At 59.0% G+C, this 22,529-nt stretch carries 25 protein-coding genes and 1 riboswitch; of the genes, 10 read left to right on the top strand and 15 right to left on the bottom strand.

Features of this window, described 5'->3' with window-relative positions:
- Positions 1 to 254 precede the first annotated feature (254 nt).
- Complete coding sequence (locus NZ705_07280; GenBank protein MCS7292758.1) at positions 255 to 557, top strand: 2Fe-2S iron-sulfur cluster-binding protein; 303 nt, start codon at positions 255 to 257, stop codon at positions 555 to 557.
- Here the strand turns inward: NZ705_07280 and fmt are convergent.
- The 5 genes from fmt to NZ705_07255 form a co-directional block, all read right to left on the bottom strand.
- Positions 554 to 1,573 carry a methionyl-tRNA formyltransferase gene (gene fmt, locus NZ705_07275; protein MCS7292757.1) on the bottom strand — a complete coding sequence of 340 codons (1,020 nt, stop codon included), beginning with the start codon at positions 1,571 to 1,573 and terminating at the stop codon, positions 554 to 556. The genes NZ705_07280 and fmt overlap by 4 nt on opposite strands.
- The gene (gene patD, locus NZ705_07270; GenBank protein ID MCS7292756.1) at positions 1,566 to 1,883 is read right to left on the bottom strand and encodes a heterocyst frequency control protein PatD; all 318 of its coding nucleotides are present in this window, start codon (positions 1,881 to 1,883) and stop codon (positions 1,566 to 1,568) included. Before patD ends, fmt begins: the two co-directional genes overlap by 8 nt.
- Positions 1,880 to 3,160, bottom strand: coding sequence for a histidine--tRNA ligase (hisS, locus tag NZ705_07265; protein ID MCS7292755.1), 1,281 nt, complete (start codon positions 3,158 to 3,160; stop codon positions 1,880 to 1,882). Before hisS ends, patD begins: the two co-directional genes overlap by 4 nt.
- A gap of 40 nt (positions 3,161 to 3,200) precedes the next feature.
- Entirely contained in the window at positions 3,201 to 3,854 is a 654-nt protein-coding gene (locus NZ705_07260; protein MCS7292754.1) for a peroxiredoxin, read from the bottom strand.
- A 72-nt stretch (positions 3,855 to 3,926) separates the two neighbouring features.
- Positions 3,927 to 4,274 carry a hypothetical protein gene (locus NZ705_07255; protein MCS7292753.1) on the bottom strand — a complete coding sequence of 116 codons (348 nt, stop codon included), beginning with the start codon at positions 4,272 to 4,274 and terminating at the stop codon, positions 3,927 to 3,929.
- Between the two features lie 44 nt (positions 4,275 to 4,318).
- On the opposite strand from NZ705_07255, the gene NZ705_07250 reads away from it, so the two are divergent.
- Genes NZ705_07250 through mraY form a run of 3 tightly spaced genes read left to right on the top strand, consistent with a single transcriptional unit; the run spans position 4,319 to position 6,022 of the window.
- A complete protein-coding gene (locus NZ705_07250; GenBank protein ID MCS7292752.1) occupies positions 4,319 to 4,558 on the top strand; it encodes a DUF6439 family protein in 240 nt (79 codons plus the stop codon).
- A gap of 42 nt (positions 4,559 to 4,600) precedes the next feature.
- Complete coding sequence (locus tag NZ705_07245) at positions 4,601 to 4,900, top strand: DUF3134 domain-containing protein (GenBank protein ID MCS7292751.1); 300 nt, start codon at positions 4,601 to 4,603, stop codon at positions 4,898 to 4,900.
- 45 nt (positions 4,901 to 4,945) lie between these two features.
- Positions 4,946 to 6,022 (top strand): phospho-N-acetylmuramoyl-pentapeptide-transferase, encoded by a 1,077-nt coding sequence (gene mraY / locus NZ705_07240; protein ID MCS7292750.1) that lies wholly within the window; start codon positions 4,946 to 4,948, stop codon positions 6,020 to 6,022.
- Here the strand turns inward: mraY and acs are convergent.
- On the bottom strand, positions 6,008 to 7,972 hold the full coding sequence (gene acs, locus NZ705_07235) for an acetate--CoA ligase (protein ID MCS7292749.1): 1,965 nt from the start codon (positions 7,970 to 7,972) through the stop codon (positions 6,008 to 6,010). The genes mraY and acs overlap by 15 nt on opposite strands.
- Positions 7,973 to 8,155: 183 nt before the next feature.
- Between acs and NZ705_07230 the strand changes: the two genes are divergently transcribed.
- Positions 8,156 to 8,509: a thioredoxin family protein gene (locus NZ705_07230; protein MCS7292748.1), complete on the top strand. Its 354-nt coding sequence runs from the start codon at positions 8,156 to 8,158 to the stop codon at positions 8,507 to 8,509.
- Here NZ705_07230 and NZ705_07225 read toward each other — a convergent pair.
- Positions 8,506 to 9,075 (bottom strand): D-alanyl-D-alanine carboxypeptidase family protein, encoded by a 570-nt coding sequence (locus NZ705_07225; protein ID MCS7292747.1) that lies wholly within the window; start codon positions 9,073 to 9,075, stop codon positions 8,506 to 8,508. The genes NZ705_07230 and NZ705_07225 overlap by 4 nt on opposite strands.
- A gap of 288 nt (positions 9,076 to 9,363) precedes the next feature.
- Between NZ705_07225 and NZ705_07220 the strand changes: the two genes are divergently transcribed.
- The 3 genes from NZ705_07220 to NZ705_07210 are packed head-to-tail and all read left to right on the top strand — an operon-like array spanning position 9,364 to position 10,308.
- Positions 9,364 to 9,681 carry a hypothetical protein gene (locus tag NZ705_07220; protein MCS7292746.1) on the top strand — a complete coding sequence of 106 codons (318 nt, stop codon included), beginning with the start codon at positions 9,364 to 9,366 and terminating at the stop codon, positions 9,679 to 9,681.
- Positions 9,682 to 9,708: 27 nt separating this feature from the next.
- Positions 9,709 to 10,047 carry a hypothetical protein gene (locus NZ705_07215; protein MCS7292745.1) on the top strand — a complete coding sequence of 113 codons (339 nt, stop codon included), beginning with the start codon at positions 9,709 to 9,711 and terminating at the stop codon, positions 10,045 to 10,047.
- Between the two features lie 27 nt (positions 10,048 to 10,074).
- A complete protein-coding gene (locus NZ705_07210) occupies positions 10,075 to 10,308 on the top strand; it encodes a hypothetical protein (protein ID MCS7292744.1) in 234 nt (77 codons plus the stop codon).
- 9 nt (positions 10,309 to 10,317) lie between these two features.
- On the opposite strand, the gene NZ705_07205 is transcribed toward NZ705_07210, so the two are convergent.
- The 4 genes from NZ705_07205 to NZ705_07190 form a co-directional block, all read right to left on the bottom strand.
- A complete protein-coding gene (locus NZ705_07205) occupies positions 10,318 to 11,139 on the bottom strand; it encodes an energy-coupling factor ABC transporter ATP-binding protein (GenBank protein ID MCS7292743.1) in 822 nt (273 codons plus the stop codon).
- A gap of 138 nt (positions 11,140 to 11,277) precedes the next feature.
- Positions 11,278 to 12,069, bottom strand: a complete 792-nt coding sequence (cbiQ, locus tag NZ705_07200; GenBank protein MCS7292742.1) for a cobalt ECF transporter T component CbiQ — start codon at positions 12,067 to 12,069, stop codon at positions 11,278 to 11,280.
- A gap of 3 nt (positions 12,070 to 12,072) precedes the next feature.
- Positions 12,073 to 12,378, bottom strand: coding sequence for an energy-coupling factor ABC transporter substrate-binding protein (locus tag NZ705_07195; GenBank protein MCS7292741.1), 306 nt, complete (start codon positions 12,376 to 12,378; stop codon positions 12,073 to 12,075).
- Complete coding sequence (locus tag NZ705_07190) at positions 12,378 to 13,142, bottom strand: energy-coupling factor ABC transporter permease (GenBank protein MCS7292740.1); 765 nt, start codon at positions 13,140 to 13,142, stop codon at positions 12,378 to 12,380. Before NZ705_07190 ends, NZ705_07195 begins: the two co-directional genes overlap by 1 nt.
- Positions 13,143 to 13,161: 19 nt before the next feature.
- Positions 13,162 to 13,309: riboswitch (cobalamin riboswitch) on the bottom strand.
- Between the two features lie 86 nt (positions 13,310 to 13,395).
- On the opposite strand from NZ705_07190, the gene NZ705_07185 reads away from it, so the two are divergent.
- On the top strand, positions 13,396 to 14,340 hold the full coding sequence (locus NZ705_07185; GenBank protein MCS7292739.1) for a DMT family transporter: 945 nt from the start codon (positions 13,396 to 13,398) through the stop codon (positions 14,338 to 14,340).
- A gap of 37 nt (positions 14,341 to 14,377) precedes the next feature.
- Positions 14,378 to 16,093: a DNA polymerase III subunit gamma/tau gene (locus tag NZ705_07180; GenBank protein ID MCS7292738.1), complete on the top strand. Its 1,716-nt coding sequence runs from the start codon at positions 14,378 to 14,380 to the stop codon at positions 16,091 to 16,093.
- On the opposite strand, the gene murG is transcribed toward NZ705_07180, so the two are convergent.
- The 4 genes from murG to NZ705_07160 form a co-directional block, all read right to left on the bottom strand.
- Positions 16,090 to 17,145: an undecaprenyldiphospho-muramoylpentapeptide beta-N-acetylglucosaminyltransferase gene (gene murG, locus NZ705_07175; protein ID MCS7292737.1), complete on the bottom strand. Its 1,056-nt coding sequence runs from the start codon at positions 17,143 to 17,145 to the stop codon at positions 16,090 to 16,092. The two genes, NZ705_07180 and murG, sit on opposite strands and share 4 nt — an antisense overlap.
- Before the next feature lies 1 nt (position 17,146).
- Positions 17,147 to 18,130: an NAD-dependent epimerase/dehydratase family protein gene (locus tag NZ705_07170; protein MCS7292736.1), complete on the bottom strand. Its 984-nt coding sequence runs from the start codon at positions 18,128 to 18,130 to the stop codon at positions 17,147 to 17,149.
- Between the two features lies 1 nt (position 18,131).
- A complete protein-coding gene (locus tag NZ705_07165; GenBank protein MCS7292735.1) occupies positions 18,132 to 21,962 on the bottom strand; it encodes a DNA-directed RNA polymerase subunit beta' in 3,831 nt (1,276 codons plus the stop codon).
- A gap of 25 nt (positions 21,963 to 21,987) precedes the next feature.
- On the bottom strand, positions 21,988 to 22,529 hold a 542-nt coding region (locus NZ705_07160; GenBank protein MCS7292734.1), incomplete at its 5' end, for a hypothetical protein.

The raw sequence follows: 22,529 nt of genomic DNA, 5'->3' as shown, positions 1-22,529 counted from the left end.
TGTGCGAATCAGGCTAAGCCCCTTACTGTGCCCTGCGACCCAACGGATGCTCAGCATTGTAGATGACATGACGATGCATGGGGTTCCTGTCGCCTTGATAACCCAACTCCCAGGCCACCTATAAGAAAACCTAGGGATAAATCCGCGTTTGATTACAAATCCCATTGAGTGCGGACAAGTGGCGTTATCCGTTCTATGGTGATGAATGGGGTGTATCCCCTGTCTTCGACCATTCATTCAGAGGAGAATCTCCTATGGCGACGTACAAGGTGCGTTTGGTCAATCCCGATCTGGGGATCGATACCACCATTGACTGCCCTGATGATGAGTACATCTTGGATGCGGCGGAAAGAGCTGGGTTAGATTTGCCTTACTCTTGCCGGGCGGGCGCCTGCTCGACTTGCGCCGGAAAGTTGCTGGAAGGGGCCGCTCCTGACCAATCCGACCAATCCTTCCTGGATGACGACCAAATCAGTCAAGGGTACGTGCTGACCTGCGTGGCCTATCCCACAGGTGATTGCACCATTCTCACCCACCAAGAAGAAAACCTGTACTAGGTGGTGTGGATGTCCAGGGGGGGAAGCACCGCCCACTTCTCCCCTATTTCCAAGCGCAGACCGTTGACCCAATCACTGGCGGCCATCACCCGTTTCCCTGCGGGTTGCACCGTCTGCAACAGTAGATGACCCTCGCCGGTGGCGATCACGGGTCCGAAGGTTTTGACCAGCGCGACCACGGTTCCCGGCGGGGCCTGGGTAGGCAATTCTGGGAGCGTTAGGTTGGGAAATCGCTCCAACACGGTCGTCAAGAGGGGGGGCGCTAGGGGAATCGTTTGCAGGACTTTGACGCGCTGGCCCCGGAACACGCCAAAGCACTCGGGATAAAAGCCCCGCACCTGGTTGTGCAACGCCAGCGCCGGACGCCGCCAGTCCAAAACGTAATGCTCGGGACGCAACAGGGGGGCATAGCTGGCTTGGCTATCGTCCTGGGAAAGGGGGGTCAACGTCGGCAACCGGTGCAGGGTTTCCACCAGCAACTCAGCCGTCAGTTGGGCCAATCGGGTCCATAGTTCCGGTAGGGTGGTGAAGAGATCAACCGGCACTGCTCGTTGCAGCAATATCGGGCCGGTGTCCATCCCCACATCCATCTGCATCGTGGTCACGCCGGTTTCGGTTTCTCCATGGTACAAGGCCCATTGAATCGGCGCCGCGCCCCGGTATTTGGGCAGTAGGGACGCATGGCCGTTGATGCACCCCCAGCGCGGCATGGCCAACACGTCAGGCGGCAGGATTTGCCCGTAGGCCACCACCACAAACGCATCGGCGCTTAAATCCCGCAGGATGGCTTGGGTCTCTAAGTCCCGGCGCAATCGCTCCGGTTGCCAGCAGGGGAGATGGTGTTGCTGGGCTAATTGCTTGACCGGCGATGGTTGCACTTTTTGACCGCGCCCCTGGGGTTGGTCCGGTTGGGTGACCACGCCCAGCACCTGAATGTCCGCTTCCTGGAGCAACGCCGTCAGGGTGGGCACCGCAAAATCGGGCGTCCCAAAAAACACCACGCGCAGCTTAGCCATCGCCTAGGCTCAATAACTGCTCCACATAACCCTGGAGAATCCCCAACCGCTGCTGGATTTGGCGATAGCGCTGGGTCTGGGTCGCCGGTTGCCGGGCCGCTTGCCAGAACAACACATCCGTTTTGAGCAGATGCAATTGCTTGTGGATTTCCACGGCAATCGCACAAGCGGTGGGCGTCAGTTCGCTAAAGGTGGGGGGAATGCGGCGGATCAGGCGGTCAATTTCCGTGGTGCTCAAGGGCGTGGGTGGGTTTTGGTTCATCCCCGTTAAGAAGGCATGCAGTTCTGGATAAATGGCTGGTACAGTCACGCTGGTCCGGTCCCCAACTTTTCTCGCCACCACTCGGGCTGGGCAAATCCCGCTGGGAACGCCACGACGTCCTGCACGCCGGTCGCCAGCCATTTCACCAGAATTTGCCCGGTCGCCGCTTCCGTTTCCCCAATGATCACACAGGCTTTACTCCCCAGCTTATCGGCCCGTTTGAGCTGCTTGCCGACTGGGCTGTGACTCACATCCATTTCCACCCGCAAGCCCAAATGCCGGAGTTTTTGGGCCACCTGCAACGCCAGGATGGCGGTTCCTTCCCCAAACGCCGCCACGTAAACCTCTGGTCCCGGTATCGTCGCATCTCCCTGTTTTTGCAACAAGGTCACCAGTCGTTCCAGGCCCAGCGCCCAACCCACCGCCGGTGTCGCCGGTCCCCCCAGCGTTTCCACCAGGCCGTCGTACCGTCCACCACCCACCACCGCCGCTTGCGCCCCCAACGCTGTCGTGGTGATTTCAAACGCCGTCCGGGTGTAGTAATCCAAGCCGCGCACCAGCCGGGGATTCAGCACATAGGTAAACCCCAGCGCCGCTAACCCTGCCTGCACCTGCTCAAAATGGGCCTGCGCCGCTGGACTCAGGTAATCCGGCAACTGGGGCGCGTCCTGCAGAATCGCCTGGGTTTTCGGGTCTTTGCTGTCGAGAATGCGCAGGGGATTTTTGTGCAGCCGCACCTGGGAATCCGGGTCTAGTTCCTGGGCGTAGGGCGTGAGATAGTCCACCAGGGCGGCGCGGTAACGGCACCGGTCGTCTAGGTCGCCGACTGAGTTCAATTCCAAGGTCAATGCCGTCACTTGCAATGACTGCAATAGCTCCAGCGCCAGGGCGATCACTTCCACGTCCGCGCGCGGGTCGTCGCTGCCGAATACCTCCACCCCCAACTGGTGGAACTGGCGATAGCGCCCAGCCTGGGGACGTTCATAACGAAACATCGGGCCGAGATACCAGCACCGCTGCACCCCCTGCTGAAACCGCTTGTGTTCGATGAAGCTGCGCACCACTCCCGCTGTGCCTTCCGGTCGTAACGTCAAGCTGCGGTTGCTCCGGTCGGTGAAGGTGTACATCTCTTTGCTGACGATGTCAGTGCCTTCCCCGATGCCGCGGCTGAACAGCTCGGTGGCCTCAAAAATGGGGGTGCGGATTTCCTGGTAGTTGGCCCGTCCCAAAATCTCGCGCGCCTGCTGCTCCACCCGTTGCCACAGGAGAATTTCCGCCCCCCAAATATCCCGCGTGCCCCGGCTGGCCTGGAGTGGTTCGCCCATGCACCCTGGTAAACGTCAACCCCCTCTTTTTAGCACAGGGCTACAGGTCTTTTTTGACCAGGTAGAAGTCCACCTTTTCGGGATACTGCGTTTCCCGCCGCTTGTGCAGTTCTTCCACGGTCTTCGGGGGCGGTTCAATCACCCGTTCGCCCTTGTGCCAGTTGGCCGGCGTCGCCACCTTGTACTCCCGGCTGGTTTGCAGCGAATCCAGCAAGCGCAGGAGTTCGTCCAGGTTGCGCCCGTTGGTCAGGGGGTAGTAAATCAAAGCCTGGATAATCCCATCCGGGTCAATGAAAAACACCGCCCGCACCGTAGCTGTGGAACTGGCCCCTGGGTGAATCATCCCGTACAGGCTCGACACCTTCATATCAATGTCGGCGATGATGGGGAAGGGCAGTTCAATCCCAAAATTCTGGCGGATGTTTTCCAACCAGGCAATGTGGGAATGAATGCTGTCCACGCTGAGTCCCAGCAGCTTAGCGTTGCGCTTTTCAAACTCTTCGTTGAGCTTGGCCAGGCCCACCATTTCCGTCGTACACACCGGCGTAAAATCGGCTGGGTGCGAGAACAAAACCACCCAATGCCCCCGGTAATCGGACAATCGCTTCACCCCGTGGGTTGTCATCACCTCAAAATCCGGCGCCGGGTCCCCAATGCGCGGAATCGGTCTCAATTCGACGGTTGCTTGCGTCATGGCACACCTCCCAATCCACTGCTACTACCATACTCGCAAAAGTCTCATTTTCCGGTCAAGTTTAAGGGATTTTTAAGGGCCACTGGACCACCACTGTTGCAGGGCGGCGCCGATGAGAATCCCCAGGCCCCCGAAGCGCACGGCTTGCCAGAAGGGTTGCTTGAAGCTGCTCCACGTGATGAGTTGGCTTTCTAAAACCAGTTCCAATTCCGCCAGTTGTTTTTGAATCTGTTGCAGTTCTTCCTGGGCTTCCCGGTCGTGCTGGCGGCGCAGGTGTTCTCGGATGTGGGCTTGCCGGTGACGCAATTCCGCCTGGGTGCTGCGGGCCTGTTGAATCTGGGCATAGCGCGCCTTGAGAGCGGCCAGGTCGTTTTCCAGTTGCGCCAGGGCCTGTTCCCACTCTGATAAATTCACTGTCAAACGCCAGCGCTACAATAAATCCAGTTTTGATTGTATCCCCAGTCATGGACGCCGAAACGCGGCAGTTGGTGCAGGCCTTGTGCGACCGGTTGCGCATTACGCCAGAGCAGTGGCATCGCCTCAAAAACAACCGCAAAGCACGGGCGGCAGAACAATTGGCGGCGGCGTTAAGTTATCTCCTCCATGACCAGCCCGAACAGGCGTTGCATCATACGCGCCAGGCCCAAGGGTGGCTTGACCGTTCGGTGCAGCCGCTTCCCTGTCCTGAACACAGTCGCCAGTGAATTTTGCTATTGTGATTTATTGCCCTTTCAGTCAAAACGTCCATGAGCACACCCGAATCCTCTGCATTGCATCCCCTGGATGAACCGCCGCTGGTCATTCCTACGCTTCGGGAGATTCCCATTGACCAGCCAGCGGATGTGATTCCCACCCCGGCCAATGCGTCCATCCTCTACTGGTTGGAGTCTATCGGTCGGATTGATACCAGCCCCGTGTCGGATTACCGTTCCTTGTTGGACGAAGATGGGGAAGGATTGGATGAACTGACGGGCGACGAAGGCGACCTGTTCGACGACGAAGAACTCGAAGAAGAGTTGCTGGACGAAGAAGAAGAAGAGTTCTGACCACCGGGGTAAAATGCAAGTGGGATCTCTTGCCGGCGCCGGCCCATGACGACGTTGCTTGCCAAACGAGACGCTTGGTTAGTGGTGGGTCTAGCCGCCGGTTTGCTGGGCGTCCTGAGCTGGGTTGCCCCGAATGCGCCAGTGTTGTGCCTGACGCTGGGGTTGGCGACGGGGGGAGTAGCGCTGGCGGGCATGGTGACGTTGCCCTGGTTGCGCCGGTTGAAGATGGGGCAGGTGATTCGCCGGGAAGGTCCCCAGGCCCATCTGAAAAAAGCCGGAACGCCCACGATGGGGGGAATTTTTTTTCTACCGGTCGCCCTGGCGGTAACGCTGCTGATGCTGGCCTGGCAGGGACAAACGCTATCGGCGCATGGCTGGGCGGTGCTCTTGTTGACGTTGGCCTGTGGGGGCATTGGCGCGGTTGATGATGCTTTGATCCTGCTGACCCAATCCAATCAAGGTCTGGCGCCTCGCCTGAAATTAACGCTCCAAATCCTGGCGGCGGTGGGGTTTACGGTATGGCTTTGGCAGCAAGGCAACCTCCCGACGACCATTGCGCTGCCTTGGAACCTCACATTAAACCTAGGGCTGTTGTTTTGGGTACTGGTGGGGTTTGTGCCAGTGGCCCAGAGCAATGCCGTGAATTTAACCGATGGCTTAGACGGTTTAGCGGCGGGCACCTGTGCCGTGGCCTTGACGGGTTTGGGCGTGGCCTGTGCGACAACCCATCCCGATGTGAGTGTGTTCGCCATCGCTTTAGCAGGGGCTTGTTTGGGTTTTTTGGTGCATAACCACCATCCAGCGCGGGTGTTTATGGGGGATACGGGTTCTTTAGCGCTGGGGGGCGCCTTGGCCGGCATTGGAATCGTGACCCAGCATCTATGGTTATTGCTCGTCCTCAGCCTGTTATTTGTCTGGGAAACCGTGACGGTGATGGCCCAGGTGTGGTATTTCAAGGCGACCAAGGGGCCGGATGGGGTGGGTAAACGGTTGTTCAAGATGACCCCTTATCATCACCACCTGGAACTGAGCGGCTGGACGGAAACGCAGATTGTGGCCCTGTTTTGGGGGATTGAAGCGCTGCTGTGGGGCGGCTGGTTGCTCGGTTCACGTCTCGCGTAGGGCTTCTAGCACGTTCCGGTCGTCCAGGGTGGACATATCGCCCGTGGGTGCTTGACCCGCTGCAATGGCCCGCAACAATCGCCGCATGATCTTCCCGGAGCGGGTTTTGGGCAGGGCGTCGGTAAATTTCAGGTCGCTAGGCCGGGCAATCGCGCCGATTTGCTGCACCACGTGGTCGAGCAACTCCTGTTTCAGCGCATCACTGGGCTGGTAGTGACTCTCTAGAATTACAAACGCCACCACCGCTTCCCCCTTGAGTTCGTCGGGACGGCCCACCACTGCTGCTTCCGCCACTGCTGGATGGGAAACCAGCGCCGATTCGATTTCCATCGTCCCCAGGCGATGCCCCGCCACGTTAATCACATCATCCACCCGGCCCATGATCCAGAAATAGCCGTCCTCATCGCGGCGCGCTCCATCCCCAGCGAAGTAGAAATACTGGCCATCGCGCGGGGGAATTTGCTCCCAGTACGTGCGCCGGAACCGCTCCTCATCCTGATAGACCGTGCGCATCATCCCCGGCCACGGATGGGTAATCACCAGGTACCCCCCTTGATTCACGGCCACTGGATTTCCTTGGCGGTCCACCACTTGGGCCTGCACGCCCGGTAACGGCAGCGTTGCAGAACCCGGTTTGGTAGGGGTCGCTCCTGGCAATGGCGCAATCATAATGCCCCCCGTTTCCGTTTGCCACCAGGTATCCACAATCGGGCAACGTTCGCCCCCAATCACCCGGTAGTACCACATCCAGGCTTCCGGGTTAATCGGTTCTCCCACCGTGCCCAGCAGCCGCAACGACGACAAATCCCGCGCCCGGGGGTGCTCCTCTCCCATCTTGATAAAGGCCCGGATTGCCGTGGGTGCCGTGTAAAAAATGGTCACCCGGTGCTGCTGGATCACATCCCAAAAACAGCCCGGATTACCCGCATGGGGAGCGCCCTCGTACATGACCGTCGTCGCCCCGTTCGACAGCGGCCCATAGACCACATAGCTGTGTCCTGTGATCCACCCCACATCCGCGGTGCACCAATAGACATCGTCCTCTTGCAGGTCAAACACCCACTGGGCCGTCATGTGCGTGTACAGGTTATAGCCCGCCGTGGTATGGACAATGCCCTTGGGTTTGCCCGTCGTGCCGGACGTGTAGAGAATAAAGAGCATCTGCTCACTGTCTTGGGGTTCTGCCGGGCAATCCGGTGACAGGTGCGTCTCCAGTTCGTGCCACCACACATCCCGCTGGGCGTCCATGGCGCAATCTCCCGCTCGCCGCACCACGACCACCCGTTCGACCGACGGCACCTGACCATCAGCCAGCGCTGCATCCACCTGGGGTTTCAACGGCACGACTTGTCCTTTGCGCCAGCCCCCATCCGCGGTAACCACCACCTTCGCCTGGGCCGCCCGCAGCCGTTCCTTGAGCGCTTCGGCGCTAAATCCCCCAAACACCACCGTATGGGCCGCCCCAATCCGGGTGCAAGCCAGCATCGCCATAGCCGCCTCGGGAATCATGGGCATATAAATCCCTACTCGGTCGCCGGGTTGCACGCCCAACTGTTTGAGCGCGTTTGCCCAGCGGCACACCGCTTGATGCAGTTGTTCATACGTAATGACCCGCACCTCTCCGGGTTCGCCTTGCCAGACAATCGCCGGTTTGGTGCGCCGGGGGGTTGTCAGGTGCCGGTCTAGGCAGTTGTAGGACAGGTTAATTTGACCACCGACAAACCAGCGCGCTTTGGGGGGTTGCCAATCCAAAACCTGTTCCCAGCGCCGAAACCAGTGCAATTCCCGCTCCGCCAGGCCAGCCCAAAAGCCTTGGGGGTCTTGGGCAAACTGGTCGCACAACTGCTGGTACTGTTCCAACGACGCGATGCGGGCGCGGGCGCGAAACGGCTCTGGGGGAAAAAATCGCCGTTGTTCATGCAGTACAGATTCAATCAAGGCTTCCGTCATTGCCCTTGTCCCCAATGCGCCTGGAGATTATGGTATCGCACTGGGCAAGTGGTTACCGTCCTTGGCCTGACCAAATCAGTTTGAGAAATTTTTGCATTTTTGCTGATCCCAGACCCTACCACGGTGATCCCCAACCTGTTATGATGAAAGCAGTTTAATAAACGTCCCTTAGGAATTACGCCTGTGAAACGGATTTCAGAAACGCATTTTGACCAGGAAGTTTTGTGCTCGCCCGTACCCACAATTGTGCACTTTTTCGCTCCCTGGTGCGGGTTGTGTCGCCTGGTTGAGCCCCTGCTACTACAACTACAAAAGCAGTATAGTGACCATCTCCGAGTCGTGGCCATCAACGCCGACAGTAGTTTGCAACTGGCCAGCCGCTACCGGCTGCGGATGCTCCCAACGCTTCTGTTAGTCCAAAACGGCCAAGTCTGGCGGCGCTGGGAGACCTTTCAGAGCCGGGATCAACTGTACCAGCAACTCCAACTGGCTGTCCAGGAGCTTTTGGCGACTCCCTCCGTCACGCCCTTGACCTAACCAACCGGGCCACGGCGGGCGGCGGCGAACACTTGGCGGGCGTATTCTGAACCCACGTAGCGCCAGTGCCAGGGTTCGTACATCACGCCTTGGGGATTATTCGGGGGAAACGACAGTTCAAAGCCGTAATCTTTCGCGTTTTTTTGCAGCCATTGGTAGGCGCGGGTTTGCCCAAAACGTTCCGTAATATCCGGTATGCCCTCGCCAGCTGCGAACCCATCGCCCAAGTCAATCGCTAACCCCGTGTGGTGTTCGCTATAGCCAGGGGGCGCACTGATCCGGGCAGCGGCTGCTTCTGAGCCTTGCTTCTGGACTTGCCGGTTGAATAGTTGCGCTTGGTAGTCCACGGTACGAAACCCGGAGATGGGAATAATCCACAGACCTTCATCCCGCGCTGCATTGATCAGCCGAAAGAGCGCTAGACCGGCTTCCCGCTCCATTTCGACGTAACGTTGATATTCTTTGCGACCATAACTAGCCACGACAATCAAGCGGTCCCGGCTAATTTCTGCATAGGGGAAATGACCGTATTTAGTCACGACTGTCGAGTTGGCGGGTGTCGGCATGGGTGTGGGTGTCGCAGGGGTGATAACAGACGGTTGCGTAGATGGTTTTGGTAAGCCCCACTGGTTCCAAGCGTAGGCAGTCGAAATGACAATAACTATTGATACTAGAAAACCCAGCCCGAACCATATCCACCCCCGCCGATGCCCCATTGCTGTTCATCCTGGGCGAAACAACTCTCGATTCTATCAGCAACACTGTTGGTTATCCTAATCGTGAAATCGAGATGGGTGCAAATTAGGTCAAGGCCGCCAGTTAAACTGAGACTAGTCCCTCATTAGGAGCAGGCGATGGCGCGTTGGACTGATGCAACGCTAGGCCGTCTCGCTGACCAAGTGCAAGCGAATATCGAAGCTATCAACCGCTTGGAAGCTAAAGTCGAAGCGAATGCGGAAGCCATCCATCGCTTGGAAGCCCAGGTCGCCGCCAATGCGGAAGCCATTCGCGAGCTGCGGGAAGCTCAAGCATTGATGATGCAGGTAATCCAGCGCCAGGAAAATCGCATTGAAGAATTACGTCAAGACACCCGTAATATCCACGCCGATATTCGTCAATTGCTGGCTATTCTCACTCGGAACTACCCCAATGGCCGGCAGGATGTAGAGTAAATAAAGTTCCCTTTTGGAGTGCAGGCGATGGCGCGTTGGACTGATGAGATGTTGGACCGTCTCGCTGACCAGGTGCAAGCGAATACTGAAGCGATTAACCGCTTGGAAGCCAAAGTCGAAGCGAACGCGGAAGCCATCCATCGTTTGGAAGTCCAAGTCGCCGCCAATGCGGAAGCGATTCGAGAGTTGCGTGTATCTGTTCAAGAGCTACGAGAAGCGCAAGCACTCATGATGCAAGTAATCCAGCGCCAGGAAAACCGCATTGAAGAGTTACGTCAAGACACTCGCAATATCCACGCCGATATTCGTCAATTGCTGGCTATTCTCACTCGAAACTACCCCAATGGCCGGCAGGATGTAGAGTAAATAAAGTCCCCCTTTGGAGTACAAGCTATGGCTCGTTGGACGGATGAAATGCTGGACCGCTTGGCTGAACAAGTACAAGCAAATGCCGCTGCCATTCGGGAGCTACGGGAAGGTCAAGCATTGATGATGCAGGTAATCCAGCGCCAGGAGAACCGCATTGAAGAGCTACGCCAGGATACTCGCAATATCCACGCCGATATTCGTCAATTGCTGGCTATTCTCACTCGGAACTACCCCAATGGCCGGCAGGATACAGAGTGATTTCAGGAGTTACCCGAACTGCTGGCTCCGTTCTTGCCAGTAATGCTGCCATGCACTGAGCGTTTTAGGTGCTGCCTTCCCATCTCGCCAGGCGGTTGGTAGCGCGTGCCAGGCGGCCCACAATGTCGGTGTCCCCAGTTGCGCGAGCAATTCGCTATTCATCCAAACCCGCTCAGCCCAGTCAGCAACTATCACCCGCCCCTGGTCGAGCCACACCACCCAATCGGCCCAGGCGTAGGCCAAATCCAGGTCGTGGGTCGCCATCACCACCGTTGTCCCTTGGCTGTGAATCCGGTGCAGCAGATGCAGGAGAGTTTGAGTTTGCTCGTGGTCTAGGTAAGTCGTCGGTTCATCCAGCAGCAACAACTCCGGCTGTAACGCCATGACTCCCGCCAGCGCCACTCGCCGTTTTTGCCCCAAGCTCAGGTGATGCAAAGGGACATCAGCCAGCGCCTCTAAATCAAAATCCGCCAAAATTTGAGACAAGCGTTTGGCAATTTCAGAGCGGGATAGGGACAGATTGCTCAACCCGTAGGCAATATCTTCGGCAACCGTTGCGCCGACCAACTGGTGTTCCGGGTCTTGGAAGGTAAGCCCGATGCGTTGGCGCCAAGGCCAGTGATGCTGCAACCGTTCCCCGCGCCAGGTAATCACGCCGCGATACCCCCGATACAGCCCCGCTGCTAGGAGTAACGCCGTCGATTTACCACACCCATTGCGCCCCAAAATCACCGTTTTGTAACCCGCTGGCATGGTCAAGTCTAATTCCACCACTGCTGGTTGGGTGGCGCTGGGATAGGTGTAACTGACTCGGTGAAACGCTAGACCCACAGGTTGAACTCACATGCAAAACAGGGAACTGGGTCAGGGCATTGGTTCAGGGGGAAGTTCCACATTTTCATAGAGCAACGCTAGGGGGCACTGCACGTCTAAACTTTCATCGTCTTTAGTAGGTCACTCAGTTCCAGTCTAAGATGACCGTACACTCCATTCCAGCACCAGTAACCCTAGCCCGCCCCCTACTGCTTCGATGGCGTAACGCCGGGGCAGATGATAGGTTGCTGGTAGCTCCACCCGCCATTGGCCTTGCCAGCCCCGCGCAGCTAACCCCAGCGTCAATTGCTCATAACGGTGCAATGTCCGCAGCCAGAGTTGTCCCGTGAGTAACGCCAAACTCTGCAATCCCCGTCGCCAGTTGCGATAACCGCCCCGCGCCCGTTGCGCCACATGCATGGTGAGCGCTTCATCCAGCAGCAGAAAAATCAAGCGGTACATCAGCAGTAGCAAGTCCAGCAACAAAGGGGAAACGTGCCAGCGGCGAAACACCCGCAACAGGTCGGCAAAGGGAGTTGTCAGCAGGACAAACAATAGACAACTGCTGCAAGCGAGAGAACGTAACCCCGTCGTCCATCCCAGGTGCAACCCCCTGCGGCTTAGGAATACATGCCAGCTACCGAACACGTCCGTTCCCCACAGGACATCAGGTCGCAAGGGCGGCGTGGGAACGACCTGGATCACCAGCGCTGGCAGGCTCAACGCCCAGAACAGCAGCATTATCCCTAACCAAGCTGCATAAACCCGCGCCGGAATCCGGGCATATCCTACTGTCCAGAGACTGAGCCAGAGCGCCAGCAGCGCCTGTGTCAGCGGTTGAGCCATGAGCGCCAGAATCAGCAACCCCAGGGCAAACCCTAACTTGTAGGACGGGGGCAGATACCGCAGGCCGTTGCGATAGGCATAGCTATCCAGGTGGTGATGCACGGTCTATTCACGCCGTTGGTCGGTTCGACCGTGGTAGCGCCCCAACACGTAGCCCATCACCCCAGCACCTAACCCCGCCTGCACCGCAAATAACAGCGATTCGATTTCCCCGCTGGCCGGTTCAAATAGCGGTTGCACCCAGGGTTCGTAATTCGGCTGGAGTTCTTTAACCACTTCTGGCGCCTGGGCATCCACCCCCTCAAACTCGGCGTCGCGGACAACTAGCAGCGGGAGCAGCGCCAGCAGAATCACGCCGCCAAGCAACAGCACATTTCCCCACCAGGGTGCGCTTTTCGGTGTATTCGCCATCACGACGACGCTCCTTCCCGCACCAGGTTCAATGCCGTTAACTCCGTACGACTGTAGGTTTGTAGCCAGTTCCACACCAGCACCGTCAAGAGTCCTTCGCTAATTGCCAGGGGAATTTGGGTGACAGCAAACAGCGTGGCGAATTTGGCAAAGGCCGCCCCGAATCCCCCCACCGGCGCTGGGAAGGCCAAAGCCAACTGCACCGACGTCACCACATAGGTCGTCAAATCCGCCAAGGCTGCTGCTGCAAATACGGCGATTCCCTGGCGTCGGGTTACTCGCCACAGGAGATGAAAAACGGCATAGGCCACCCACGGCCCTACAACCGCCATGGAAAATCCGTTAGCGCCCAAGGTGGTGAGTCCTCCATGCGCTAGGAGTAACGCCTGAAACAAAAGCACTAGCCCGCCCAACACCGTCATGACGCTAGGGCCAAACAGCATCGCCCCTAACCCCGTACCCGTCGGATGCGAGCAGCTCCCGGTCACGGATGGAATTTTCAAGGCCGATAGGACAAACGTAAAAGCCCCCGCCAACGCCAGCAGCAATTTTGTCTCGGGCGCGCGTTGGGTCACTTGGCCTAAGGAACGCAACCCCCACAGGAAAAACGGCAAAAACACCACCCACCAAAACACCACCCACCCCGGCGGCAAAAATCCTTCGGCAATGTGCATCGCCTGGGCTGGTAGCGCGTGGGTGAGCGCAAGACTCAAACCTAGGCCAGCGCCTAGCGCTAAGCGAAAACCTGTTGATTGGCGCAACATCGTCCGTACCTCGCAGACTTGTTGGTGACATCCCGTCGGCGGGCATCCTGACTGAGAAAGCGGTAGCGCCTTCATCACAGTTGCGGGACAGCGGCAGATTCACACTGCACTTTCCCCCTTGCGTCTGATGGCTGGCCCCCACCAGAACCGACGTATCCCCTACCATACCACCGCCATTCCCCCTATAAAGCATCTCCCCAACCTATTTGCAAAAATTCACATTGCGTTACCATAGGAAAAAAGACTTAAAGCCATGCTGCGTTTCTTAGGGCTAATTAGTCCATTTTTCTTCTGGGGCACGGCAATGATCGTGATGAAGGCGGTCTTGCCGGCGACGGGACCCTGGTTTGTCGGAGCATTTCGGCTGATTCCGGCAGGTTTGTTGGTGTTGGCGGCAGCGCTGGCATTGGGTCGGCCACAACCCCGTACCTGGCGGGCGTGGCTGGGCATCTTACTGTTTGCCCTGGTGGATGGCACGTTGTTTCAAGGGTTTTTGGTGACGGGTCTGACGCGCACCCAAGCGGGCCTTGGCTCTGTGATGATTGACTCCCAGCCGTTGGCGGTAGCATTGCTGGCCTGGTGGTTGTATGGGGAAGTGATTGGGCTGTGGGGCTGGCTCGGCTTGGCGCTGGGGATCACCGGGATTGGCATGATTGCCCTATCGCCGGAAGAATGGCTGCATGGGTTTAACCTGTGGGGACACGGGGAGTGGTGGATGCTGCTGGCGGCGCTGGCGATGGCGGTGGGCACGGTGATGATGCGCTGGTTGAGCCGCTGGGCTGACCCCTTGGTGGCGACGGGTTGGCATATGGTGCTAGGGGGCGTACCGCTGCTGGCGCTGTCGGTGGTGCAGGAAGGGCCAGTGTGGCAGCATTTGAGCCAGTGGGATTGGTTGGGACTGGCATATACAACAGTATTGGGCAGTGCGGCATCCTATGGGTTGTTTTTCTATCTGGCGGCCAAAGGAAACCTCACGAGCCTGAGTGCGCTGACGTTTTTGACGCCGGTGTTTGCCTTGACCTTTGGCGCCTGGTTCCTAGGAGAGAGCCTGACGGCCTGGCAGTGGGCGGGGGTGCTGCTGACCCTGGTGAGTATCACGGTGATTAACCAGCGGCATCGTTTGCAACCTGCACAGCCAGCGCCTGTAGCGGAACCTGCACCGGTACCTGTGCCAGTGTCAGTAGAATCCCGGCCTTGAGATACTGGAGTAAAGACGGGTCGGCTCCTAACTGGCTGTGTATATTCCCCTGCACCACAAATATCGCCCCCAGACCTTTGGGCAACTGGTGGGCCAGGATGTGATTCGCACCACGCTGACGAACGCGATTCGCACGGGTCGGATTGCGCCGGCCTATTTGTTTACGGGGCCGCGGGGGACGGGGAAAACGTCATCGGCTCGCATTCTTGCCAAGGCCCTCAATTGCCTCAGCAGTGAGGTCCCGACGCCGGAACCCTGTGGCGTGTGCGTCCTGTGCCAAGCCATTAGCCAGGGGAATGCGCTGGACATCATCGAGATTGACGCCGCTAGCCACACCGGCGTGGACAATGTGCGGGAGATGATTGAACGGGCGCAATTGGCTCCTGTTCAGGCGCGGTACAAGGTGTTCATCATTGACGAGTGCCACATGCTGTCGGGGGCGGCGTTCAATGCCCTGTTGAAAACGCTGGAAGAACCCCCGGAACGGGTGGTGTTTGTCCTGGCCACAACCGACCCTCAGCGCGTACCGGCCACCATTATTTCCCGCTGTCAACGGTTCGATTTCCGGCGGATTCCCCCCGCAGTGATGCAAGCCCATTTGCAGCAGATTGCCCACCTGGAAGGAATTGACATTACGCCTGAAGCGCTGCTGGTGGTGACGCAACTGGCCCAAGGGGGGATGCGGGACGCCGAAAGCCTGTTGGATCAGTTGAGCTTGTTGCCGCAGCCAATTCACCCTGAACAGGTGTGGCAGTTGGCCGGACGGGTGCCGGAGCGGGAGTTGTTCGACCTGGTGCAGGCCGTCTATCAGGAATCACTGGTAACCGTGCTGGAACGGGGACGGGCCTTGATTGAAAGGGGGTGGGAACCGTTGCCCCTGTACCAGCAGTTAGTGGGATTTGTGCGGGATGCGTTAATTGCCTGCGCCGCACCGGAGCAACCCCAGTTGACCAACCTGATGACCGACACCTGGCAAGCACTGCGCGACTGGGGACAACGGGTGGGAGTGAACGCACTCCTACAGGCGCAAGAGTATCTCCGGCAAAGCGAACCCCAACTCCGGCAAACGACGCAACCCCATCTCTGGCTGGAAGTCATTCTGCTAGGGTGGTGGCAGCAAGCTCAAGGCCAGGCAGAGTCTCCCAAAGTCGTTCCCTTGCATCCACGCGTCGCACGACCGACCTCTCCTGGTGATAGGACACCGAGTTCTGCGCCGGAACCAGTTGCCCCTGCCCCCCAAGAACCGCCTTCCGAACCAGTCATTGCCAGGGAGAGAGAGACTCCCCCCCCGACGCAAGTGCCACCTGCTTCTGGAGAGACAGTTGATCTCGCCGCCCTGTGGTCGCAGGTGGTGGCCGAAATTCGTCTCAAAGCAACGCGGGCCTTGTTTGAACAAAACGGGCAGCTAGTGGCACTCAACGACACCCAGGCGCAAGTGGCCGTTCATCCCGAACCCTTGCTCAAAATCGCCGAAGGGAAAGTCAAGGACTTGCAGGCAGCCTTCAAACGGGTGTTACACAAACCGGTTGCGGTGAAATTGGTGACTCCCCCCCCGAAACCGCCCGCCATAGCCGTGACCCCTGCGAAGGAATCCCAACCCCCGCCAGCGGCTGAGCCTGCATCTCCACCACAGCCCAGCCCGCCGATGGCCATCCCCACCGACCAAGTACGGGTGGCCGCCCAGCGGTTAGCGGACTTTTTCAACGGGGAAGTCATAGACCCCACCCCTTCGGAAACCGACGACGATTTCTAAGCTAGCAACGCTTGGAGTACTTGCACCACGCGCTGGGCGCTATCCGGCACAGCTAAACACCGCATTTGGGCCGCCATGTACGCCAAGCGCTCCGGTTGCGATGTCAATTGCGCCACCGTGTCCATCAAAACCGCCGGCGTGAGTTTGGCTTGTGGGATGACGATGGCCGCTCCCTGCTGGGCAAAAATCTCGGCGTTGTGGCGCTGGTGGTCATCGGCAGCCCAAGGGTAAGGAACCAAAATCGCCGGTTTGCCCAGGAGCGCCAATTCTGTGAGCGTCCCCGCGCCAGCCCGTGCAATAACCAACTGCGCACGCGTCATCCAAGCCGCCATATCGGGGAAAAACGCCCGTTCGATGTAGTGGGGATGCTGAATCTGGCCCTGGTCAGAGTCCTGGTCACCGGTTTGATGCACCACCCACCAGCCCTGTTCCAGCCACGCCGGTACACAGGCCCGCACCACCTGGTTCAGACTCACAGCGCCCTGGCTCCCACCGGTAATTAGCAACACCAACGCATCAGGGGGGACAGGAGCGACTCCAGCAGGCGATGCGGTGACAAAATCCGGTCTAGCCGGTGTGCCCACCACTACCGTGCGGCAATGGGGAAGATAGGCTTGCGCCGGCGCAAACCCTAGAGCGACGACTGCACACCAGCGCCCCAGCCAGCGAGTGACTTTGCCCGGCAGTGCGTTCGACTCGTGCAACACCACCGGAATTCCCAGGGAGCGGGCCGCCACAATGGCTGGAGCAGCGATGTATCCCCCCGTGGTAAACACCTGGTCGAAGCCGCCACTTTGCAACAACCGCCGGACGTGCCACGTAGCCCAGAGCAACTCCCCAAGCACCCGCACCGTGCGCCACTGGAACCCACGGGGCCAACCCGACAACCGCACGCGATGCAGGGGATAGCGACCCGGCACTAGCTCGTTTTCCAGGCGGTTCGGCACTCCCAACCATTCCACGCGCCAATCGCTAGGGAGCGCTTGAGCGACAGCCATGGCGGGAAAAATATGCCCCCCAGTACCGCTGGCGGCAATCAGCAACTTGGGCATGTCAAACCATTCCGTGTTGCCGAAACCACTCTACCGCGTCCCGGATGGCCTGATCCAAGTCCGTCTGGGGTAAACCCAATTCCTGAATCGCTCGCTGCGAGTTGTAATACATGGTCTGCTGGGCCATGCGCACGCTATCGAACGCCAAGCTGGGCGTTTTCCCCAAACGACTGAGCGCCATTTCATCCACCCAAGCCGCCGCCAGGGGAATGGCCACTGGGATCGCCCACCGGGGAGCAGGTAGGCCGGTTATGTGAGCCAGTCGCTCGAGAAATGCCCGCAGCGAAAGATTCGTGTGCCCTAGGATGTAGCGACGACCGGTTTGCCCTTTTTGCCAGGCCAACACATGCCCCCAGGCGACGTCCTGCACTGGAATAAAGTTCAAGCCGGTATTGACATAAACAGGCATTTGGCGACGCAAAAACCGCAGGATGATCTCGCCCGTAGGGGTCGGTTTGCAGTCCCAGGGGCCGATGGGGGTCGTGGGATTCACAATCACCACGTCTTGCCCCTGCGCCGCCGCTTGCCTGGCTTCCTGCTCCGCCCAGTACTTGGACTTTTTGTAGTGACCAACCAACTGTTCGACCGGACTCTGGTGCGTTTCGTCCACGACTTGGCCCCGCTTCCCCACGCCAATGGCCGCCACCGAACTGGTATAGACCACGCGGGGCACCTGAGCTTGGCGAGCCGCCGCTAGCACATTCCGGGTGCCCAGCACATTCACCCGATAGAGCAGGTCTTTATCCCGTCGCCACAGGGAGTAGTGAGCCGCTACGTGGAATACCCCATCACACCCCCGGAGATAATCGGGCAAGGCCGGGCTGAACAAGTCCCCAGTGACCAGTTCCACCGGCAAGCCCTCCAGGTTGGTCAAAGCACTCTGGGGCCGCACCAGCGCCCGTACCCGATGCCCCTGCGCCAGCAGCAGGCGTACCAGATTGGCCCCGATAAACCCCGTCGCTCCGGTGACAAAGACCTGCGCCAAGCTACTCGTCGTCCTCGATCAGCACCTGGCGGGGGTCCGTGAAATCGTCCACCATGTCCTCCTTGAGTACTCGCGCCTCGTCTTCCGTATCGGGCAACTCCACGGAACGGGGACGGTAAGCGCTAGCGGTCTCGGCAAAAAAGCCAGTCCCAGCAGGGATCAACCGCCCGATGATCACGTTTTCCTTTAGGCCCCGCAGGTAGTCCACCCGCCCCTCAATGGCCGCCTCCGTCAAGACTTTGGTGGTCTCTTGGAAGCTGGCCGCCGAGATGAAGCTGTCGGTGTTCAGGGCCGCCTTGGTGATGCCCATGAGCTTGGGACGGTATTGGGCCGGCGCGCCAGGAACAGTGTTGTTCAGGCTTTCGATCTCGCGCAGGGTCATCATCTCGCCGGGCAAGCGCATGGTATCGCCGCCATCTTCGATGACCACCTTGGAGGTCATCTGGCGTACGATGATCTCAATGTGCTTGTCGGCAATCTCAATCCCCTGGTTGCGGTACACCCCCTGGACTTCGTTGACCAGGTAGGTTTGCACCTTTTCCAAGCTGCGGCGACAGGCTTCGTAGGGGGATTCCGTCTCCCGATAAAGTTCGTAGAACAACTCCAGCAGGTCGTGGGGGTCCACTGGCCCATCGGTCAAGGGCTGTCCAGCTTCGACTGCTTCCCCGTCGCTGACCAGCAGGTTTTGCCCAGGCTCTGTGCGAATTTCCGTGATGCCGCCGTCCTGGGCCGTTAACTTCAAGGTGAAGGTTTCGTCCTCGTTGCGGGTGACGGACACCACCCCTGGACGCCGCGCCAAGTGACAGGCGTCCTTCGGTTTGCGGGCCTCCAGCAACTCCTCAATCCGCGGCAGCCCCTGGATGATATCGCTGCTTTTGACCCGCTCAAACACCAGTGTGAACAAGCGTTCGTTACGCTGCACCAAATCGCCATGCCCCACGTGCATGGTTGCCCCTGCCGACACCAGATAGGGCCGCGCCAACCGCAACTTCACCTGGTCTTTTTCGATACTCAACACCTGCCCCGATTCCGGCGTGGTTACCCCCGGCGCTAGCTCATCGCCCGCTCGCACCATCTGACCAACCTGCACCGTCGGTGCCTGACCGTTCAGGGGCACGTGGAACTGATCGTCCGCCGTCACCACCACCAGCTTGCGGGTGGAACCGCTTTCCTGAACGATGCGTCCCACATACCCGGCGGTGCGGCTCAGCATGACGGTCCGGGCCACCGCTGTCCCTGGCTGGATCATTTGCCCATCCTGCACCAGGATTTGGGTGTACATGCGGCCTTGCAATTGGTCGGCCTCCTCATCGGCGCGCACCACCAACGTTTCCAAAATGACCAACTGCAACCGGTTGATGGAGGGGTCCTGGCTGTCGGGCACAAATTCAATATCCGCGGCTAATTGGGGCGCATTTTCCCCAATTTCCAACACCAACTGGGTGCGTAACAGCTCCACCCCGTCTTTGGACTTGACCCGCTCCCCGTCTTTGTAACTCAGCCGTTGCACCGCCCGCAGCCGAATCCCCGTACCAGCGTCGTGGGTGGCCTCTTGACTCGGCACCGGCGGCTTGTCAGGAATGGTGTACTCGATCACCGGGCGCAACAGCAATACCGGTCCTTGCGGCGTATTTTCTACGTACTCCAGATAAGTCAGCTCGTTGACCGTCAAGCCGGGCAGCACGGTTTCGCCGGGATAGGCAAAGGTCTTGTCCCGCTGGACCGCTAGGTTGGGGTCGTCCACCAAAAACACTTGCCCTGGTTTGATGATCACTTCCCGCAGGATGTCGTTTTTCTCCACGACTTCCACCACACCGGCGTTGTGGCAGAAAATGTCCTTGACTACTTCGGTGCCCCCTTCCACATACTCGCCAGGCTGCACCATCAATAGGGAACTATCTTTGTTGACCTCGTGGGTCTCCTCAGGAATCCACAGGAGCGTGCCGCCGCGGACGACTTCATAGCCCTGCTTGGCCCGCCCACGCCGCACGGTTTCCAGACCCGCGCTGTAACGGACCAACCCGCCAGTCTGGGTGCGATAGCGGTTGTCCTCTAGCTCCGCCACCACCGCCGCATTGGCCACCTTGCTCCCTGGGCTGACCTTCAAGGCAAACCGCTGACCGGTGCGGGTTTCCAAGACATAGTGTTCACTGCCCTGCTTGGTCTCCTTGACCACCTTGGCCTGGTCGAGCAACACTGATGCCGTAATAATTTTGATTTCGCGACTGCCCCGGTGGTTTTCCCCTGGATTCAATCGCACCAGCCCGCCGTGCTCACTCACGAGGTCCATCTGGGACAACACGGTTTCGGCCTCGACGGCTTGGCCCGATTGGACTGCCGGTTGCGCGCCGGGCGGCAAGTTATAGACCTCTCCCGCCAATACCCAGATCAAACCCGAGCGTTGCACCATGCGGATGGTGGCCCCGTCACCGCCTTGCCGGTCCTGCTTGTCTTCCGTTTGCAGGTCTGCGCAGTAGATTTCGCCGGGAATGTCGGCGGACACGTCCTTGGTTGCCTTTTCCGTGGTGCGGCGCGTCCGGCTGGTGGTGGGTTTTTCCGCTAGGGCTTGCCCCGCTTTTACTGTGGTTCCCGGCGACGCCAGCAAAATGGTGCCCTTGGCTAGGGACATTTCGCGGGTTTCGGTGTCGCCCACCACCTTCACCGTCACATCCCCTTCTAGTAGCAGGGCGTCATCCCCGTGGCGGGTGCGGTAGGGACGCGCAGGGATATCCGGGGGCAACTCCACTCGCCCAGCCACCGGCGCTTTCACCACTTCGGCCACATCCCCCGTAAACACCCCACCGGTGTGGAAGGTGCGCATGGTCAATTGCGTCCCCGGCTCGCCGATGGATTGGGCAGCAATAATGCCGATGGCTTCCCCGAGGTCCACCATGCGCCCGTGGGCCAGGCTCCAACCGTAGCATTTCTGGCAGATGGAATGGCTGGCCTCGCAGGTCAAGGGAGAGCGCACCATCACTTCGGTAATCCCCGCCTTGACAATTGTTTCCGCCAGTTCCGCATTGATGTCCTGGTTGCGGGCCACCAGCACTTCCCCGGTTTGGGGATGGACAACATCCCGCGCCGCCACCCGTCCTAGCAACCGTTCTTGCAGGGGGATTTGCTTTTCGCCCGCTTCGAGCGTCCGCAGCCAGATGCCCCGCTCTGTGCCGCAGTCCACTTCTCGAATGATCAAGTCCTGGGCCACATCCACCAAGCGCCGCGTCAGGTAACCGGAGTCGGCTGTGCGCAGGGCTGTATCCACCAACCCCTTGCGGGCGCCGTAGGACGAGATGATGTAGTCCGTGACGGTCAGCCCCTCGCGGAAATTAGCCTTGATGGGCTGCTCGATGATTTCCCCGTTGGGGTCGGCCATTAGCCCGCGCATCCCCACCAACTGGCGGACCTGTGAGACGTTCCCCCGCGCCCCCGACGTCGCCATCATATACACGGAGTTCAGGGGGTCGGTTTCCTCAAAATGGCGCATCATGTCGTCTTTCAGGGTCTCGGTGGTGGCGTTCCAGGTGTCAATCACCTTTTGGAATTGCTCCACCTTGGTAATTTCACCCCGGTCGTAGCGTTCCTTGGTCTGTTGGATGGTTTCTTCCGCCTGTTGCAGGAGCGCCTGTTTGGTCGGGGGCACCCGCAGGTCGTCAATGCTGATGGACACGCCTGCTTGGGTGGCGTAGCGGAACCCCATCTCTTTGATGGCGTCGGCCATAATGGCTGTGCGAGCGGTGCCGTAGCGACTGTAGGCCCAGCCGATGAGTTCCTTCAACTGGTTCTTGCCGATAACCTTGTTTCGGAAAAGGGGACGGGGTGCAGGTTGGTTCATGGTCAAACCTCCGCAAATGGGTGGGCTAGTTGTGAACAGCTAAGGCATCGTGAATGGTTTTGTTGAAAATGACGCGCCCTGGCGTGGTGTGTATGTACTGCACCGCGTACCCAGTGCTGGTGCGGCGAATTTTGCGCGTCTCGTGAATCCGGTCGCCCCGGCGCTTCTGGCCGTAGATTTCCCAGGTTTCGACGACCCCATCGCTGCGGGTGATGGTTTCGGTGCGCAGGAGCATCTCTTCGCTGATGCCCTTTTTCTTATCAGGCGGTTCCACTTCCACCTCCCCGTCGTAGCGCAACCAAATCCAGGCATGCAATCCCACCTGCTTTTGCTCGTAGGCCAGGATCACATCGTTCATGTTGGCGAAGTAGCGACCGGCACCTTTCTGGGGCTGTGGGTTTTCCGCCGTCAGGTAATACGCCCCTAACACCATGTCCTGGCTGGGGGCCACGATGGGTTGACCGGTGGCAGGCGAGAGCAAATTCCCCGATGCCAGCATGAGAATCCGCGCTTCCGCCTGGGCCTCTAGGGACAAGGGCACATGCACCGCCATCTGGTCGCCGTCAA

Source organism: Gloeomargarita sp. SKYB120 (assembly GCA_025062155.1).
Classification (GTDB): Bacteria; Cyanobacteriota; Cyanobacteriia; order Gloeomargaritales; family Gloeomargaritaceae; genus Gloeomargarita.
Note: the sequence above shows the minus strand (reverse complement) of the source record. Positions and strands in the feature narration are given on the sequence as shown.

Excerpts from the sequence above, each read along its gene's own strand:
- NZ705_07195 (MCS7292741.1), bottom strand. The coding sequence starts at position 12,378 with ATGGCGAATACACCGAAAAGCGCACCCTGGTGGGGAAATGTGCTGTTG.
- NZ705_07245 (MCS7292751.1), top strand. The coding sequence starts at position 4,601 with ATGAGCACACCCGAATCCTCTGCATTGCATCCCCTGGATGAACCGCCG.
- murG (MCS7292737.1), bottom strand. The coding sequence starts at position 17,145 with ATGCCCAAGTTGCTGATTGCCGCCAGCGGTACTGGGGGGCATATTTTT.
- NZ705_07190 (MCS7292740.1), bottom strand. The coding sequence starts at position 13,142 with ATGTTGCGCCAATCAACAGGTTTTCGCTTAGCGCTAGGCGCTGGCCTA.
- NZ705_07220 (MCS7292746.1), top strand. The coding sequence starts at position 9,364 with ATGGCGCGTTGGACTGATGCAACGCTAGGCCGTCTCGCTGACCAAGTG.
- NZ705_07165 (MCS7292735.1), bottom strand. The coding sequence starts at position 21,962 with ATGAACCAACCTGCACCCCGTCCCCTTTTCCGAAACAAGGTTATCGGC.
- acs (MCS7292749.1), bottom strand. The coding sequence starts at position 7,972 with ATGACGGAAGCCTTGATTGAATCTGTACTGCATGAACAACGGCGATTT.
- NZ705_07215 (MCS7292745.1), top strand. The coding sequence starts at position 9,709 with ATGGCGCGTTGGACTGATGAGATGTTGGACCGTCTCGCTGACCAGGTG.
- NZ705_07225 (MCS7292747.1), bottom strand. The coding sequence starts at position 9,075 with ATGCCGACACCCGCCAACTCGACAGTCGTGACTAAATACGGTCATTTC.
- NZ705_07260 (MCS7292754.1), bottom strand. The coding sequence starts at position 3,854 with ATGACGCAAGCAACCGTCGAATTGAGACCGATTCCGCGCATTGGGGAC.
- mraY (MCS7292750.1), top strand. The coding sequence starts at position 4,946 with ATGACGACGTTGCTTGCCAAACGAGACGCTTGGTTAGTGGTGGGTCTA.
- fmt (MCS7292757.1), bottom strand. The coding sequence starts at position 1,573 with ATGGCTAAGCTGCGCGTGGTGTTTTTTGGGACGCCCGATTTTGCGGTG.
- NZ705_07250 (MCS7292752.1), top strand. The coding sequence starts at position 4,319 with ATGGACGCCGAAACGCGGCAGTTGGTGCAGGCCTTGTGCGACCGGTTG.
- NZ705_07210 (MCS7292744.1), top strand. The coding sequence starts at position 10,075 with ATGGCTCGTTGGACGGATGAAATGCTGGACCGCTTGGCTGAACAAGTA.
- hisS (MCS7292755.1), bottom strand. The coding sequence starts at position 3,160 with ATGGGCGAACCACTCCAGGCCAGCCGGGGCACGCGGGATATTTGGGGG.
- NZ705_07185 (MCS7292739.1), top strand. The coding sequence starts at position 13,396 with ATGCTGCGTTTCTTAGGGCTAATTAGTCCATTTTTCTTCTGGGGCACG.
- NZ705_07280 (MCS7292758.1), top strand. The coding sequence starts at position 255 with ATGGCGACGTACAAGGTGCGTTTGGTCAATCCCGATCTGGGGATCGAT.